Here is a 16,805-nt window from a genome sequence, read left to right on the forward strand (position 1 = left end):
ATTGGGTTTTTAGTGGATTCAGCAGTGAATTTCAGCCCCGCCCAATCGGCGCGAACTTGGCCTGGGTATGCTCGGCCAGCACCGCTGCGGCCAATTCCACTTCCAACCCCCTTCTACCTGCACTCACATGAATCGTCGCAAACTGTTGCGCGGTCTCATCGATAAATGTGCGCAAACGCTTCTTCTGCCCTAAAGGGCTGATGCCGCCCAACAGGTAGCCGGTAGAGCGCTGCGCCGCGACCGGATCGGCCATCTCGGCTTTTTTAACGCCGGCCGCATGGGCCAGCGCCTTCAGGTCCAGACTTCCGACGACCGGCACCACCGCCACCAACAATTCACCTTTCTCACTGCTGGCCAGCAAGGTCTTGAACACCTGTGCCGGGTCGAGCCCCAATTTTTCCGCGGCCTCCAGGCCATAAGACGCGGCCTTGGGGTCGTGCTCGTAACTGTGGATGCGATGTTCGGCGCGAACTTTTTTCAACAGGTCCAGTGCGGGGGTCATGTCTACTCCTGGCGCAGCAAAAAGATCGCCAATTCTAGGCCAAGCCCGCGCAAAACGCTCTAGTGCGACCCTCCTGCCGTGAACACCTACAGCCTCACCCGTGATCATTCACCAGACCAATAGTTCGAAAATGACCAATGGTTCACTTTCGACCTTTGACAGCGGTCATTCTTGTCTATATTTTTTCGTTTCCGAATACTGTAGGAATAGTGCTCCAGTGTTCCAGCGGGAAGCTGCAGTCAGGATGGGGATCCTGATTACGGTGAAAATCGCGCAATGGCCCGTTGAGGCTATGCGCCAACAAGAACAACAATCGAGGTTTGCCATGACTACTGCTCTTCAACAGCCTTCACTTTCGAGCCAATGCATGGCCGAGTTCCTGGGGACTGCGCTTCTGATCTTCTTCGGTACAGGATGTGTCGCTGCGCTCAAGGTCGCGGGTGCCAGCTTCGGGCTGTGGGAAATCAGTATTATCTGGGGGATCGGCGTGAGTATGGCGATCTACCTCACAGCCGGTATTTCCGGGGCGCACCTCAACCCGGCGGTGAGTATCGCCCTGTGCATCTTTGCCGATTTTGAAAAACGCAAACTGCCTTTCTATATCCTCGCGCAAATCGCTGGTGCCTTCTGCTCGGCGGCGTTGGTTTACACGCTGTACAGCAACCTCTTTTTCGATTACGAACAAACTCACCACATGGTGCGCGGTTCCCAGGCCAGCCTGGAATTGGCATCGGTGTTCTCCACCTACCCGCATGCCTTGCTGAGCACGGCCCAGGCATTTCTGGTGGAAATGGTCATCACCGCCATCCTGATGGGTGTGATCATGGCCCTGACCGACGATAACAACGGCCTGCCCCGTGGCCCGTTGGCCCCACTGCTGATCGGCCTGTTGATTGCCGTAATCGGCAGCGCCATGGGCCCGTTGACCGGCTTTGCGATGAACCCGGCGCGGGACTTCGGCCCCAAGCTGATGACCTTTTTCGCCGGCTGGGGTGAAATGGCCTTTACTGGCGGCCGCGATATTCCTTACTTCCTGGTACCGATTTTCGCGCCGATTGTCGGCGCCTGCCTCGGCGCAGCGGCTTACCGCGGGCTGATTGCCCGCCACCTGCCAAGCGCCGCACCTGCTATAGCTGAAGAAACACCTGACACGGCTGTCAACGGCAAGACTCGTATTTCCTGAAAGCGCCGGCCTGGCGCCCCTGCCCTTCGCGGCCCAGGCTGATTTCCGACTTCCTTATTTCGTCCAAGGCAATTGACATGACCGACATTCAGAATAAGAACTACATCATTGCCCTCGATCAGGGCACCACCAGTTCGCGGGCGATCATCTTCGATCGTGACGCTAACGTGGTCTGCACCGCCCAGCGTGAATTCGCTCAGCATTATCCGCAAGCCGGCTGGGTCGAACATGACCCGATGGAAATCTTCGCCACCCAAAGCGCGGTAATGGTAGAGGCCCTGGCACAAGCCGGCCTGCACCATGACCAGGTCGCCGCCATCGGTATCACCAACCAGCGTGAAACCACCGTGGTCTGGGACAAGATCACCGGCCGCCCGATCTACAACGCGATCGTGTGGCAGTGCCGCCGCAGCACCGAGATCTGCCAGCAGCTCAAGCGCGACGGCCACGAGCAATACATCAGCGACACCACCGGCCTGGTCACCGACCCGTACTTCTCCGGCACCAAGCTCAAGTGGATCCTCGACAACGTCGAAGGCAGCCGCGAGCGTGCACGCAACGGCGAACTGCTGTTCGGTACCGTCGACAGCTGGCTGATCTGGAAATTTACCGGCGGCAAGACCCACGTCACCGACTACACCAACGCCTCGCGCACCATGCTCTTCAACATCCACACCCTGGAGTGGGATGCGAAGATGCTGGAGATTCTCGACGTACCGCGCGAAATGCTGCCGGAAGTTAAGTCCTCCTCGGAAATCTACGGCCGTACCAAAAGCGGCATTGCCATCGGCGGGATTGCCGGTGACCAGCAAGCGGCGCTGTTCGGCCAGATGTGCGTGGAAGCCGGCCAGGCCAAGAACACTTACGGCACCGGTTGCTTCCTGCTGATGAACACCGGCGACAAAGCCGTGAAATCCAAGCACGGCATGCTCACCACCATCGCTTGCGGCCCGCGTGGCGAAGTGGCTTACGCCCTCGAAGGCGCGGTCTTCAACGGTGGCTCCACCGTGCAATGGCTGCGTGACGAGCTGAAAATCATCGCCGACGCCACCGACACCGAATACTTCGCCGGCAAGGTCAAGGACAGCAACGGCGTGTACCTGGTGCCCGCCTTCACCGGCCTGGGCGCCCCGTACTGGGACCCGTATGCCCGTGGCGCGCTGTTCGGCCTGACCCGTGGCGTGCGCGTGGATCACATTATTCGTGCCGCCCTGGAGTCGATTGCCTACCAGACCCGCGACGTGCTGGACGCCATGCAACAGGACTCGGGCGAACGCCTCAAAGCCCTGCGCGTGGACGGCGGCGCGGTGGCCAACAACTTCCTGATGCAGTTCCAGGCCGACATCCTCGGCACCCAGGTCGAGCGCCCGCAAATGCGCGAGACCACGGCACTCGGCGCCGCTTACCTGGCAGGCCTGGCCTGTGGTTTCTGGGGCAGCCTGGAAGAACTGCGTGGCAAGGCTGTGATCGAGCGCGAATTCGAACCACAGCTTGATGAAGCCGCCAAAGAGAAGCTCTACGCCGGCTGGCAAAAAGCAGTCAGCCGCACCCGCGACTGGGAACCGCACGAAGGCGCTGAATAAGCCAACCGCCGGACCCATATCGGGTTGTAACTGGCGGGGAGTCGATTGCTGCGGCATCATGGGCCACTTTTGTATGGCAGCCCAAAGGACGCCCCATGAATCTGCCTCCCCGCCAACAACAAATCCTCGAACTGGTGCGCGAACGCGGCTACGTCAGTATCGAGGAGATGGCGCAGCTATTCGTTGTCACCCCGCAAACCATCCGCCGCGATATCAACCAACTGGCGGACGCCAATCTGCTGCGCCGCTACCACGGCGGTGCGGCCTATGACTCCAGTGTCGAGAACACCGCGTACGCCATGCGTGCCGACCAGATGCGTGACGAAAAACAACGCATCGGCGAAGCCATTGCCGCGCAAATCCCTGATCACGCCTCGCTGTTTATCAATATCGGCACTACCACCGAATCCATCGCGCGTGCGCTGCTCAATCACAACCACCTGAAAATCATCACCAACAACCTCAACGTTGCGACCATGCTCAGTGCCAAGGACGACTTCGACGTGCTGTTGACCGGCGGCAACGTGCGCCGTGACGGCGGTGTGGTGGGCCAGGCGAGTGTCGACTTTATCAACCAGTTCAAGGTCGACTTTGCCTTGGTGGGCATCAGCGGTATTGATGAGGACGGCAGCCTGCTGGACTTCGATTATCAGGAAGTCAGGGTTTCCCAGGCGATCATCGCCAATGCACGCCAGGTGATCCTGGCGGCGGACTCAAGCAAATTCGGGCGCAATGCCATGATTCGCTTGGGGCCGATCAGTCTGGTGGACTGCCTGGTGACCGATCAGCAGCCGGTGCCGGCGTTGGTGCAGTTGTTGAATCAGCACAAAGTCAGGCTGGAAGTGGTTTAGCGCCTGGACTGGCGCCATCGCGGGCAAGCCCGCTCCCACAGTTGACCGCATTCTCATGCAGGCACTCGGTCAACTGTGGGAGCCGGGCTTGCCCGCGATGGCGATATATCGCCCCCCCGCTCTCGAGCCTTTCCTTGGCTCATGTTCACAATTTTTCCTTTTTCCGCCCTTCGATGAGTTTTTTCAATCGAAGTCAGGTGGCTGTGCGCGCGTTTATCAGCTACCATTTTCGCAAATGAACATTAATGTTCGAATTCCAAGACGAAAAGATCGCGAGGCCAGCCGATGAACCTTTCCACCTTGCCTGCTCCACCGCTTGCCGAAGTCTATGACGTTGCCGTAATTGGCGGCGGGATCAATGGCGTCGGCATTGCAGCAGACGCAGCCGGGCGCGGTTTGTCGGTATTCCTTTGCGAAAAGGACGACTTGGCCAGCCACACCTCTTCGGCCAGCAGCAAGCTGATCCACGGTGGCCTGCGCTATCTCGAACATTACGAGTTCCGCCTGGTGCGCGAAGCTTTGGCCGAACGTGAAGTGCTGCTGGCCAAGGCCCCGCACATCGTCAAGCAGATGCGCTTCGTGTTACCGCACCGCCCGCACCTGCGCCCGGCGTGGATGATTCGCGCGGGCCTGTTCCTGTACGACCACCTGGGCAAGCGCGAAAAACTCGCCGGTTCCAAGAGCCTTAAGTTCGGCCCCGACAGCCCGCTTAAAAGCGAAATCACCAAAGGCTTCGAATACTCCGACTGCTGGGTCGATGACGCCCGTCTGGTGGTGCTCAACGCCATGGCCGCCCGCGAAAAAGGCGCGCATATCCACACCCAGACCCGTTGCATCAGCGCACATCGCAGCAACGGTATGTGGGAAATGAACATGGAACGCGCCGATGGCAGCCTGTTCTCGATCCGCGCTCGCGCCTTGGTGAACGCCGCCGGCCCGTGGGTCGCCAAGTTCATCAAGGAAGACCTGAAGCTGGACTCGCCTTACGGCATCCGTCTGATCCAGGGCAGCCACTTGATCGTGCCGAAACTCTACGAAGGTGCGCATGCGCACATTCTGCAGAACGAAGACCAGCGCATCGTCTTCACTATTCCGTACTTGAACCACCTGACCATCATCGGCACCACCGACCGTGAGTACACTGGCGACCCGGCGAAAGTTGCGATTACCGAAGGTGAAACCGACTACATGCTCAAAGTGGTCAATGCGCACTTCAAGAAGCAGCTGAGCCGCGACGACATCGTGCACACCTACTCCGGCGTGCGCCCGCTGTGCAACGACGAATCCGATAACCCGTCGGCCATTACCCGCGACTACACCCTGTCACTGTCTGGCGGTAATGGTGAAGCGCCGATCCTGTCCGTGTTCGGCGGCAAGTTGACCACCTACCGCAAGCTGGCCGAGTCGGCGATGGCGCAACTGGCGCCGTTTTTCACGCAGATGCGCCCAAGCTGGACCGCCACGGCGAGCCTGCCGGGTGGCGAAAACATGACCACGCCAGAAGCCTTGGCCGAAGCGATTCGCGCCAAATTTGACTGGGTGCCGAGTGAGATCGCACGCCGTTGGTCCACCACGTACGGCAGCCGTACCTGGCGCTTGCTCGAAGGCGTGCAATCGCTGGCTGACTTGGGCGAACACCTGGGTGGCGGCCTGTACACCCGCGAAGTCGATTACCTGTGCGCTGAAGAATGGGTGACGCAACCGCAGGACGTGCTGTGGCGCCGGACCAAGCTGGGCTTGTTCACCACGCCGCAAGAGCAGGACAACGTGCAGCGCTACCTGTCCAAGGTCGAGCAAAACCGCGCAAAGATTGAAGCTGCCTGATCGCAGCCAGTAACGAGAAGCCCCTGTACCGCAAGGTCCAGGGGCTTTTTTATGTGGCGTGTGCCTGGCGCTGATAGCGCAGGCCCATGTCGCGAATCGCGCCGAACGTCGAGCCCAGCAGCACTGGATAAGCTGCCTGCAGGAACCCCGGCGTCGCCGTCGCCAGCGCACGCTCAAGCCATACGCAGGCCTGGGCTTCATCGCCCTCTGCCACCAACTCCGCAGCATGGTTGTACTGCCCGCGAAAATCCCCGGCCTCGGCCGAGCGCTGATACCACGCTTTGGCCAGGCGCACATCCTTGGGCACCACCACGCCCTCATGGTGGAAACGCCCCAGCAGGTTCATCGACTTGGCGTGGCCCTTATCCGCCGCCTGCGCAAACAGCGCATACGCCGCGCCCAGGTCACGTTCTACACCACGCCCGCCGGTGAGCAATTGCCCGTAGTTGTACAAGCCCCAATCCAGGCCCAGCTCGGCGGCCTGTCGGTAATGCTGCGCGGCATCCGCCAGATCGATCGCGCAACCCCAGCCGTTCTCCAGGCAACGCCCGATCATGTTGATTGCCATGGGGTGACGCTGGCGTGCAGCGATGCGAAACCAGCTCAGCGCCAGCGCCTCATCCTTCTGCACGCCACGGCCGTCAAGTAACAGCTGCGCCAGTGTTGCCTGCGCGTCGACATCGCCCAGTTGCGCGGCATGCATGACCCAACGTGCAAAGGCACGTGGGTTTTCACCGATATCCGACGGATCGCTCTGCATGACTGCCCTGTATCGCGATCTGTGACCGCAAAAGTTTCATGAATTATTTCGTTACAAACTATTACATTTGAGATCCTTTATCAATTACGATCGCCTCTCACTTTCACCCACACGAGAATAATCAATGGCTACCGGGATCAGTTCTGCCCCCCTTTCATCGCGGCATTTGCTCGCGTCGGCAGTGGGTTTGGCAGTGGCTGCGCAGGGAGGATTCAGTTATGCGGCGCAGACGGCAGCAGATGACGGCACGGGCGTAATCCAGCTCGGCGCGACCAGTATCGAAGGTCAGGCGCCGAGCCAGAGCACTTACAACCCCGCCGCTCCCTCATCCCCCAAATACACCGAGTTGCTGCGCGATACGCCGCAGACCATCACGGTGGTGCCCAAGGAAGTCATTCATGACCAGAACCTGTTGACCCTGCGCGATGTGCTCAGCACCGTGCCCGGCATCACCTTTGGGGCCGGCGAAGGCGGCAGCGGTTATGGCGACAGCATCAACCTGCGCGGCTTCTCGGCCAGTGGCGACATCTACGTCGACGGCGTGCGCGACAGCGCGCAATACAGCCGCACCGACCCGTTCAACCTCGAACAGGTCGAAGTCGTCAGCGGCGCAAGCTCGGTGTATTCGGGTTCCGGTGCAGTCGGCGGCACCATCAACCTGGTGACCAAGCAACCTGAGCTGCGCGATAAAACCACCGTCAGCGCCGGCATCGGCACCGACAGCTACAAGCGCCTCACCCTGGACACCAACCAGCAACTCAACGACACCACCGCCTTCAGGTTGAACCTGATGGCCCATGGTAACGACGTGCCGGGCCGCGATTATGAAGATTACTCGCGCTGGGGCATCGCGCCCTCGATCGCTTTCGGCCTGGGCACACCGACGCGTGTGACCGTCAGTTATGAGCATCAGAAAGACGACAACACGCCGCAGTACGGCATCCCGATCTACAACGGCAAACCGATGCCGGGCGTGGGCTGGAGCGACTACTACGGCTACCACAACATCAATGACCAGCAAATCACCTCGGACGCGTTCAGCTTGAAGCTCGAGCACGACTTCAACGACGCCGTATCGGTGCGCAACTTCACCCGCGTCGAGCGCGTGCGCCAAGACCTGCGCGCCTCCGGCCCCGAAGGCGCCCAGGCCGGCTGCCTGGCCACCGGCACCCAGATCACCGGCGCCCCGTGCACGGGCGGGCTCAAACCCGGCTACTTCCAGCCAAGCGGCGGCTCGCTGGGTAACGAGCGCAACACCCAGAACAAAATGTTCACCAACCAGACTGACGTGACCAGCCACTTCAGCACCGGTTTCGTCGAGCATACATTGGTGACCGGCATCGCCATCAGCCGCGAGGAATACGAGGCGGACACCGGCAAATGGCTGACCAACGCCAACGGCAGCACCATCGTGCCATCACCCGTCAGCTTCAGTGACCCGAACTCGGAGTGGACCGGCCCGGTCAACTTCACCCGCGCGGCGCACATCGACGGTGCGCTTAACAACCGCGCCGCCTATGCCTTCGACACGCTCAAGCTCAACCCGCAATGGGAAATCAACGGCGGCCTGCGCTACGAGCACAACGCCGGCAGTTCGGTGACCAACGCCTACTCCAGCACCGGCGTGGAAACCCCTGGCGGGCGCTTCGGCCAGGCGGATGACCTGACGTCCTATCGCCTGGCGCTGGTGTACAAGCCGGCCGAAAACGGCAGCCTCTACATTGCCTACGGCAACAGCAAGACGCCGTCCCAGGCCAGCGTCAACGGCAGTTGCTACACCCCGGCCAAGAACAACACGGCCGCCATCAACAACTGCAACGTCTCTCCGGAAACCGCGGTCAGCTATGAGATTGGCACCAAGTGGGACTTCTTCGACAACGCCCTGTCGATCACTGGCGCAGTCTTCCGTAATGACCGCACCAACTACAAAGTCGCCAGCAATGACCCAACCAACCTCAGCGGCACGCAATCGCTCGACGGCAAGGCACGGGCGGACGGCGTTGCACTGGGCCTGAGCGGCGCGATCACGGACAAGTGGAAGGTCTTCGCCAACTACACCTACCTCGACACCCGCGTGCTGCGCAGCGCCAGCGACTTCACCCTGGCCAGCACCGGGTTCGACGCGCAGAAAGGTGAACCGCTGCCGTTTACGCCCAAACATGCGGCAAGCCTGTGGACGGTGTACGACCTGCCGTATGACTTCCAGGTGGGCTACGGCATTACTGCGCAGTCCAAGCAGTACCTGGTGAGTGCCGCCGGGGCACCGACTGCGCCTGGCTACGCGGTACAGCGCGCGATGCTCGGTTACAAGGTCAATAAACAGCTGAACCTGCAGTTGAACGTCAACAACCTGTTCGACAAGCAATACCTGACACGCATCCGTAACAACGGTTGGGCAGTGCCGGGTGACGGGCGTGCGGCGGTGGTGTCGGCGGACTACACCTTCTAAGAGCGGATCTCGGTCAAAAATGTGGGAGCGGGCTTGCTCGCGAATGCGGTGGATCAGTTAAAGCTGTATTGACTGACACTGCGCATTCGCGAGCAAGCCCGCTCCCACATTTGGATCTCCATCTATCCGTATCAAGCATTCGGTTTTCCGAACGCTACACCCCAAACGATTCGGTTTGCCGGACCGCACTGTTACAAATCCCTCGTAACACAAAGTTAATCTCCTTATAAATCAATCATATAACCTTTTATTTCCGGTATGGCACGACTCATGCTCTACACTCCCTGACGATTGCCTGAGGCGCCTTAGGAGCCGTCATGGGCATTCGCAGTACAAAGAGAGCCGCTAAGCCGGCTTCATAAAAAAAACAAATGTCGAGGAAGTATTGATGCGCATCGTTCCCCATATCCTGGGCGCAGCTATCGCTGCTGCTCTGATCAGCACTCCAGTTTTCGCCGCCGAACTCACCGGCACACTGAAGAAAATCAACGACTCCGGCACCATCACCCTCGCTCACCGCGACAGCTCCATTCCGTTTTCCTACATCGCGGATGGCTCGGGCAAACCCGTGGGCTACTCCCACGACGTTCAGTTGGCTGTGGTTGAAGCCCTGAAAAAAGACCTGAACAAGCCCGACCTGAAGACCAAGTACAACCTGGTGACTTCGCAGACTCGTATCCCGCTGATCCAGAACGGCACTGCGGACCTTGAGTGCGGCTCCACCACCAACAACGCCGAACGCGCCCAGCAAGTTGATTTCACCGTCAACATCTTCGAAATCGGCACCCGCCTGCTGGTCAAGAAGGACAAGGATGGCAAGCCGTCCTACGCTGACTTTGCCGACCTGAAAGGCAAAAACGTCGTGACCACCGCCGGCACCACGTCCGAGCGCATCATCAAAGCGATGAACGCCGACAAGCAGATGGGCATGAACGTCATCTCCGCCAAAGACCACGGCGAATCCTTCCAGATGCTCGAAAGCGGCCGTGCCGTTGCGTTCATGATGGACGATGCCCTGCTGGCCGGCGAAGAAGCCAAGGCGAAGAAGCCGGACGACTGGGTCATCACCGGTACTCCACAGTCCTTCGAAGCCTACGCGTGCATGGTGCGTAAAGACGACCCGGCCTTCAAGAAAGCCGTGGATGACGCCATCGTCGCCCTGTACAAGTCCGGCGAGATCAACAAGATCTACAGCAAGTGGTTCGAGAGCCCGATCCCACCAAAAGGCCTGAACCTGAACTTCCCGATGAGCGAAAAGGTTAAGGAGCTGATCGCTAACCCAAGCGACAAGCCAGCCCCTGACGTAAAAATCTGATACCTGACTAAGCTTATGTCCTGAGGGAGCCAACCCTCCCTCAGGCGTCTGTTACTACCTGCTGGCTTTATTGTGGAACACTCGACCTGGCGGTTTTCGAGCCGATCGCGTGTGCCTGGCGTTCACCGTCAGGCGGGAAAGGATCTTCCCCAAGCAGGTGCTTGTACATCGATCGATCTCGAGGGGAGACCCTAATGAATTACAACTGGGACTGGGGCGTGTTCTTCAAGTCCACCGGCGTTGGCAGCGAGACTTATCTCGACTGGTACATCGCCGGTTTGGGCTGGACCATCGCCATCGCTGTCGTGGCATGGATCATCGCCTTGTTGCTTGGCTCCATTCTGGGCGTCATGCGCACCGTGCCAAACCGCCTCGTAGCGGGCATCGCGACCTGCTACGTGGAACTGTTTCGTAACGTGCCGCTGCTGGTGCAGCTGTTTATCTGGTACTTCCTGGTGCCCGATATGCTGCCGCAGAACCTGCAGGACTGGTACAAACAAGACCTCAACCCGACCACCTCGGCCTACCTGAGCGTTGTCGTGTGCCTGGGCCTCTTCACCGCCGCCCGGGTGTGCGAACAAGTGCGTACCGGCATCCAGGCGCTGCCGCGTGGCCAGGAAGCTGCAGCGCGTGCCATGGGCTTCAAGCTGCCGCAGATCTACTGGAACGTGCTGCTGCCCCAGGCCTACCGCATCATCATTCCGCCGCTTACCTCCGAATTCCTCAACGTGTTCAAGAACTCCTCCGTGGCGTCCTTGATCGGTTTGATGGAACTGCTGGCGCAAACCAAACAGACCGCCGAGTTTTCGGCCAACCTGTTTGAAGCCTTCACCCTGGCCACGTTGATCTACTTCACCTTGAACATGAGCCTGATGTTGCTGATGCGCGTGATCGAGAAGAAAGTCGCGGTGCCCGGCCTGATCTCCGTGGGGGGTAAATAATGGACTTCGATTTCAGCGGTATCATCCCCGCCATCCCGGGCCTGTGGAACGGCATGGTCATGACCTTGCAGTTGATGGTCATGGGCGTGGTCGGCGGTATCGCGCTGGGTACGGTCCTGGCGCTGATGCGCCTGTCGTCCAGCAAACTGCTGTCACGCCTGGCCGGCGCCTACGTGAACTACTTCCGCTCGATCCCGCTGCTGCTGGTGATCACCTGGTTCTACCTGGCGGTGCCGTTCGTGTTGCGCTGGATCACCGGCGAAGACACCCCGATCGGTGCGTTCACCTCCTGCGTCGTGGCCTTCATGATGTTCGAAGCCGCGTACTTCTGTGAAATCGTGCGGGCCGGCGTGCAGTCGATCCCCAAGGGCCAGATGGCCGCAGCCCAGGCGATGGGCATGACGTATGGCCAGACCATGCGCCTGATCATCCTGCCCCAGGCGTTCCGCAAGATGACCCCGTTGCTGCTGCAGCAGTCGATCATCCTGTTCCAGGACACCTCGCTGGTCTACACCGTGGGCCTGGTGGACTTCCTCAACTCCGCCCGCTCCAACGGCGACATCATCGGCCGCTCCAATGAGTTCCTGATCTTCGCCGGTGTCGTCTACTTCATCATCAGCTTTTCCGCCTCGCTGCTGGTCAAGCGTCTGCAAAAAAGGTTTGCCGTATGATCTCTATCAAGAACATCAACAAGTGGTATGGCGACTTCCAGGTGCTGACCGATTGCAGCACTGATGTCAAAAAAGGCGAAGTGATCGTGGTGTGCGGCCCATCGGGCTCGGGCAAATCCACCCTGATCAAGTGCGTCAACGCGCTGGAACCGTTCCAGAAGGGCGACATCGTGGTCGACGGCACCTCCATCGCCGACCCGAAGACCAACCTGCCCAAACTGCGCTCGCGCGTGGGCATGGTGTTCCAGCACTTCGAGCTGTTCCCGCACCTGACCATCACCGAAAACCTGACCATCGCGCAGATCAAGGTGCTGGGCCGCAGCAAGGAAGAAGCCACCAAGAAAGGGCTGCAACTGCTTGAACGCGTTGGCCTGTCGGCACACGCCCACAAGCATCCGGGCCAGCTCTCCGGCGGCCAGCAACAGCGTGTGGCCATCGCCCGCGCCCTGGCCATGGACCCGATCGTCATGCTGTTCGACGAACCGACCTCGGCCCTCGACCCGGAAATGGTCAACGAAGTGCTCGACGTGATGGTGCAACTGGCCCACGAAGGCATGACCATGATGTGCGTGACCCACGAAATGGGCTTTGCGCGCAAAGTGGCCGACCGTGTGATCTTCATGGACGCCGGCAAGATCATCGAAGACTGCCCGAAAGAGGAGTTCTTCGGCGACATCAGCGCCCGCTCCGAACGCGCGCAGCACTTCCTTGAGAAAATCCTGCAGCACTGATTACGCTGAATACAGGCAGTGCTCAGAGGCTTTACTGTGGCGAGGGAGCTTGCTCCCGCTGGGCTGCGCAGCGGCCCCAAAAGCTGGGAGCGCTTCGCTCTCCAGCGGGAGCAAGCTCCCTCGCCACAATCAGCATTCCCAGGCAAAGATCCTTGTATTCACATTGGTAGCTGACCCAAGGCATCTGTGATGAAATGCGACCCCAACCAATTTCGCGCCGCACCGCCATCACTTGCCGTGAAACCTCGTCTGATTCGCCAACTGTTCCTGCCGCCGTTGATCATCGCCCTGATGGTCGGCCTGGGTTACATCGGCTTCTGGGTCAGTGAGTACTATGGCATTCGCACCCTCAGCGACAACGGCGAGCGCCAGCTGGAACTGCATGCCCGCACCGTCGAAAGCGAGCTGAGCAAATACACCTACCTGCCCAGCCTGCTGGAGCTCGAATCCAGCGTCTCCAGGCTGCTGGCCGACCCGAGCCAGGAAACCCGGCAAACGGTCAACGGTTACCTCGAAGGCCTGAACCGACGCAGTCGCAGTCGGGCCATCTACGTGATGGACACCACCGGCCGCGTGCTGGCCACCAGTAACTGGCGCGATGCCGACAGTTACCAGGGTGAAGACCTGTCCTTCCGTGCCTATTTCCAAAATGCCGTGCGCGGCCAGCCCGGCCGTTTCTATGGCATTGGCAGCACCAACGGCGAACCCGGTTACTACTTGGCCCACGGCCTCGAAGAGCACGGCAAGATCATCGGCGTGGCCGTGGTCAAAGTGCGTCTTGAAGCCCTCGAAGAACGCTGGCAGCGCGCGCGCCTCGAAGCCTTTGTGAGCGACGAAAACGGCATCATCATCCTTTCCAGCGACCCGGCCCGGCGCCTCAAGGCCGTGCGCCCGCTGAGCGATGACACCAAGGAACGCCTGGCCCACAGCCTGCAATATTACTGGGCAACGTTGAACGAGCTGGAGCCGTTGGCCCGCGAGCGCCTCAACGAAGGCACCGAGAAACTCACCTTCCCGGCCAACAGCGAAGTGGTCAACGACGAGCGTGAAGTCAGCTACCTGGCCCAGACCCGCCCGCTCAGCGACACGCCGTGGAACTTCACCCTGCTGACCCCGCTTAACGACTTGCGCCGCGCCGCGATCAATCAGGGCATTCTGGTGGCGGTCGCCTTTGGCCTGGTCGCGTTCTTGCTGATCGCCTGGAACGAGCGGCGCAAAGTCATCGCCACCCGCCTCGCTGCGCGCGAAGCCTTGCAGGAAGCCAACAGCCAGCTGGAACGACGGATTGCCGAACGCACCGCCGACCTGCGCGCCAGCAACGAACGGCTCAAGGGCCAGATCCGCGAACGCCGCCAGGCCGAAGAAACCCTGCGCCGCGCCCAGGATGAACTGGTGCAGGCCGGCAAGCTGGCGGCCATCGGCCAGATGTCGACCAGCATTGCCCATGAACTTAACCAGCCGCTGGCGGCATTACGTACGCTGTCGGGCAACACGGTGCGCTTCCTCGAACGTGGCGCCCTCGACACCGCCAGCGCCAACCTCAAGACCATCAACGAGCTGATCGACCGCATGGGCCGCATTACCGCCAGCCTGCGCTCGTTTGCCCGGCGCGGTGATGACCAGGGCGAAGCCAACCTGGGCAAAGCCGTGGACGCCGCCTTCCAGGTGCTGGGCGCGCGTCTGGACGGCTTGCCGTTGACCGTGCACCGCGACTTCGCCGCCGCCCAGCTGCAGATCGACCAGACCCGCCTGGAACAGATCCTGGTCAACTTGATCGGCAACGCGCTCGATGCGATGCAAGCTCAGCCGACACCCGAGCTATGGTTGGACGGCCAGGGCGCCGACGGTAAATACCGTCTGCACGTGCGCGACAATGGCCACGGCATCGACCCCGAAGCGCGCAAACATTTATTCGAACCGTTCTTCACCACCAAACCCGGCGAACAAGGCCTGGGCCTGGGCCTGACCCTTTCCGCCAGCCTGGCGGCGGCCACCGGCGGCAACCTCGCCGTGGAACACCCGGCCAGTGGTGGTACTGCCTTTGTCTTGTGCCTGCCGTTGGTGGGCACCCAAAAAGCTGAGTCGACATGATGAGTACCGATCCTAAAGACCTCACCGTTCTGATCGTCGAAGACGACCCCCATGTGCTGCTCGGCTGCCAGCAAGCCCTGGCGCTGGAAGACATTCACAGCGTGGGTGTGGGCAGCGCCGAAGAAGCCCTCAAGCGCATCGGCGAGAACTTTGCCGGCATCGTCATCAGCGACATTCGCCTGCCAGGCATCGACGGCCTGGAGCTGCTGACCCGCCTCAAGGCCCTGGATAAAAGCCTGCCGGTGGTGCTGATCACCGGCCATGGCGATATCTCGATGGCAGTGGGCGCCATGCGTAACGGCGCCTACGACTTCATGGAAAAACCCTTCTCCCCCGAACGCCTGGTCGATGTGGCGCGCCGCGCCCTTGAGCAACGTGGGCTGGCGCGGGAAGTCTGGTCGCTGCGCCGCCAACTGGCCGAGCGCGACTCGCTGGAAGGCCGCATCATCGGCCGCTCGCCCGCCATGCAGAACCTGCGCGAGCTGATCGCCAACGTCGCTGACACCTCGGCCAACGTGCTGATCGAAGGCGAAACCGGTACCGGCAAGGAACTGGTCGCGCGTTGCTTGCACGATTTCAGCCGGCGCCACGACCACCAGTTCGTTGCCCTGAACTGCGGCGGCCTGCCGGAGAACCTGTTCGAAAGCGAAATATTCGGCCACGAAGCCAACGCCTTTACCGGCGCGGGCAAGCGGCGTATCGGCAAGATCGAACACGCCCATGAGGGCACGCTGTTCCTCGACGAAGTGGAAAGCATGCCGATCAACCTGCAGATCAAGCTGCTGCGCGTGTTGCAGGAACGCACCTTGGAACGCCTGGGCTCCAACCAGAGCGTGGCGGTGGATTGCCGGGTGATTGCCGCGACCAAATCCGACCTTGACGAGCTGAGCCGCGCCAGCCAGTTCCGTAGCGACCTGTACTACCGCCTCAACGTGGTGACCCTGGAATTACCACCGCTGCGCGAGCGCCGCGAGGACATTCTGCAGTTGTTCGAACACTTCCTGCAGCAGTCCTCCTTGCGTTTTGACCGCAGTGTGCCGGAGCTGGACAACCAGACCGTCTCGACCCTGATGAGCCACGACTGGCCAGGCAACGTGCGTGAACTGCGCAACGTCGCCGAGCGCTTTGCGCTGGGCTTGCCGGCCTTCAAGAAAAGCGGCGCCAGCAGCAGCAATCACGGCCTGGCCTTTACCGAGGCGGTGGAAGCCTTCGAGCGCAACCTGCTCAACGATGCCCTGCAACGCAGCGGCGGCAACCTTACCCAGGCGAGCCTGGAACTGGGAATGGCCAAGACCACGCTGTTCGACAAGGTCAAGAAATACGGGTTGAGCCACTGATGGACTTACTCCTGAAAGCCGCCCTGGGCGCGGCGGTGGTGCTGATCCTGGCGGCGCTGGCCAAGACCAAAAACTACTACATCGCAGGGCTGGTGCCGCTGTTTCCAACCTTTGCGTTGATCGCGCACTACATCGTCGGCAAAGGCCGTTCGCTGGACGACCTGAAGACCACAATCCTGTTTGGGATGTGGTCGATCATTCCGTATTTTGTGTATTTGGCGACGCTGTATGTGATGGTCGACCGCATGCGCCTGGAGGCGTCACTCGCCGTGGCGGCGGTGGCGTGGCTGATGGCGGCGACGGTGTTGGTGAGCGTGTGGGTACGCGTCCACGCCTGACACACCGCAGTTAAACCTGTGGGAGCTGGCTTGCCTGCGATGGCGGTGTATCAGCCAACTCATCTGGCCCAGACAGACCGCTATCGCAGGCAAGCCAGCTCCCACATTGAGTTCAGTGGCTGATGGCGGCGACGGTGTTGGTGAGCGTGTGGGTCCGCGTCCACGCCTGACACACCGCGGTTAAACCTGTGGGAGCTGGCTTGCCTGAGATGGCGGTGTATCAGCCAAC

At 60.6% G+C, this 16,805-nt stretch carries 14 protein-coding genes; 12 read left to right on the forward strand and 2 right to left on the reverse strand.

The features are described 5' to 3' along the window. Window positions 1–31: 31 nt before the first annotated feature. Complete coding sequence (ybaK, locus tag QF043_RS22860; RefSeq protein ID WP_017137036.1) at window positions 32–502, reverse strand: Cys-tRNA(Pro) deacylase; 471 nt, start codon at window positions 500–502, stop codon at window positions 32–34. Window positions 503–827: 325 nt separating this feature from the next. On the opposite strand from ybaK, the gene QF043_RS22865 reads away from it, so the two are divergent. From QF043_RS22865 to glpD, 4 genes are all read left to right on the forward strand, one after another. After that, window positions 828–1,685 carry an MIP/aquaporin family protein gene (locus tag QF043_RS22865; protein ID WP_056857650.1) on the forward strand — a complete coding sequence of 286 codons (858 nt, stop codon included), beginning with the start codon at window positions 828–830 and terminating at the stop codon, window positions 1,683–1,685. 77 nt (window positions 1,686–1,762) lie between these two features. Beyond that, entirely contained in the window at window positions 1,763–3,268 is a 1,506-nt protein-coding gene (gene glpK / locus QF043_RS22870) for a glycerol kinase GlpK (RefSeq protein WP_138453704.1), read from the forward strand. 95 nt (window positions 3,269–3,363) lie between these two features. Further along, a complete protein-coding gene (locus QF043_RS22875; protein WP_010212755.1) occupies window positions 3,364–4,119 on the forward strand; it encodes a DeoR/GlpR family transcriptional regulator in 756 nt (251 codons plus the stop codon). Window positions 4,120–4,404: 285 nt separating this feature from the next. Then, a complete protein-coding gene (gene glpD, locus QF043_RS22880) occupies window positions 4,405–5,943 on the forward strand; it encodes a glycerol-3-phosphate dehydrogenase (protein ID WP_307420272.1) in 1,539 nt (512 codons plus the stop codon). A 49-nt stretch (window positions 5,944–5,992) separates the two neighbouring features. Here the strand turns inward: glpD and QF043_RS22885 are convergent, their stop codons facing one another. Then, a complete protein-coding gene (locus QF043_RS22885; RefSeq protein WP_307420273.1) occupies window positions 5,993–6,703 on the reverse strand; it encodes a tetratricopeptide repeat protein in 711 nt (236 codons plus the stop codon). 124 nt (window positions 6,704–6,827) lie between these two features. On the opposite strand from QF043_RS22885, the gene QF043_RS22890 reads away from it, so the two are divergent. The 8 genes from QF043_RS22890 to QF043_RS22925 all read left to right on the forward strand — a co-directional run bounded on the left by QF043_RS22890 (window position 6,828) and on the right by QF043_RS22925 (window position 16,576). After that, the gene (locus tag QF043_RS22890) at window positions 6,828–9,152 is read left to right on the forward strand and encodes a TonB-dependent siderophore receptor (protein WP_307420275.1); all 2,325 of its coding nucleotides are present in this window, start codon (window positions 6,828–6,830) and stop codon (window positions 9,150–9,152) included. 388 nt (window positions 9,153–9,540) lie between these two features. Beyond that, on the forward strand, window positions 9,541–10,467 hold the full coding sequence (locus QF043_RS22895; RefSeq protein WP_065928902.1) for a glutamate/aspartate ABC transporter substrate-binding protein: 927 nt from the start codon (window positions 9,541–9,543) through the stop codon (window positions 10,465–10,467). Between the two features lie 194 nt (window positions 10,468–10,661). Next, window positions 10,662–11,408 (forward strand): amino acid ABC transporter permease, encoded by a 747-nt coding sequence (locus QF043_RS22900; RefSeq protein ID WP_017137031.1) that lies wholly within the window; start codon window positions 10,662–10,664, stop codon window positions 11,406–11,408. Beyond that, window positions 11,408–12,079, forward strand: coding sequence for an amino acid ABC transporter permease (locus QF043_RS22905; protein WP_236374203.1), 672 nt, complete (start codon window positions 11,408–11,410; stop codon window positions 12,077–12,079). The genes QF043_RS22900 and QF043_RS22905 overlap by 1 nt, the downstream gene beginning before the upstream one ends. Next, entirely contained in the window at window positions 12,076–12,810 is a 735-nt protein-coding gene (locus tag QF043_RS22910; RefSeq protein WP_049709764.1) for an amino acid ABC transporter ATP-binding protein, read from the forward strand. Before QF043_RS22905 ends, QF043_RS22910 begins: the two co-directional genes overlap by 4 nt. A gap of 189 nt (window positions 12,811–12,999) precedes the next feature. Further along, a complete protein-coding gene (locus tag QF043_RS22915) occupies window positions 13,000–14,901 on the forward strand; it encodes an ATP-binding protein (RefSeq protein ID WP_307420276.1) in 1,902 nt (633 codons plus the stop codon). Beyond that, the gene (locus QF043_RS22920) at window positions 14,901–16,238 is read left to right on the forward strand and encodes a sigma-54 dependent transcriptional regulator (RefSeq protein ID WP_056858828.1); all 1,338 of its coding nucleotides are present in this window, start codon (window positions 14,901–14,903) and stop codon (window positions 16,236–16,238) included. The genes QF043_RS22915 and QF043_RS22920 overlap by 1 nt, the downstream gene beginning before the upstream one ends. Next, complete coding sequence (locus QF043_RS22925) at window positions 16,238–16,576, forward strand: GlpM family protein (RefSeq protein WP_069786192.1); 339 nt, start codon at window positions 16,238–16,240, stop codon at window positions 16,574–16,576. Before QF043_RS22920 ends, QF043_RS22925 begins: the two co-directional genes overlap by 1 nt. The last annotated feature ends 229 nt before the right edge of the window (window positions 16,577–16,805 follow it).

The organism is Pseudomonas sp. W3I7 (assembly GCF_030816095.1).
Taxonomy (GTDB): domain Bacteria; phylum Pseudomonadota; class Gammaproteobacteria; order Pseudomonadales; family Pseudomonadaceae; genus Aquipseudomonas; species Aquipseudomonas salomonii.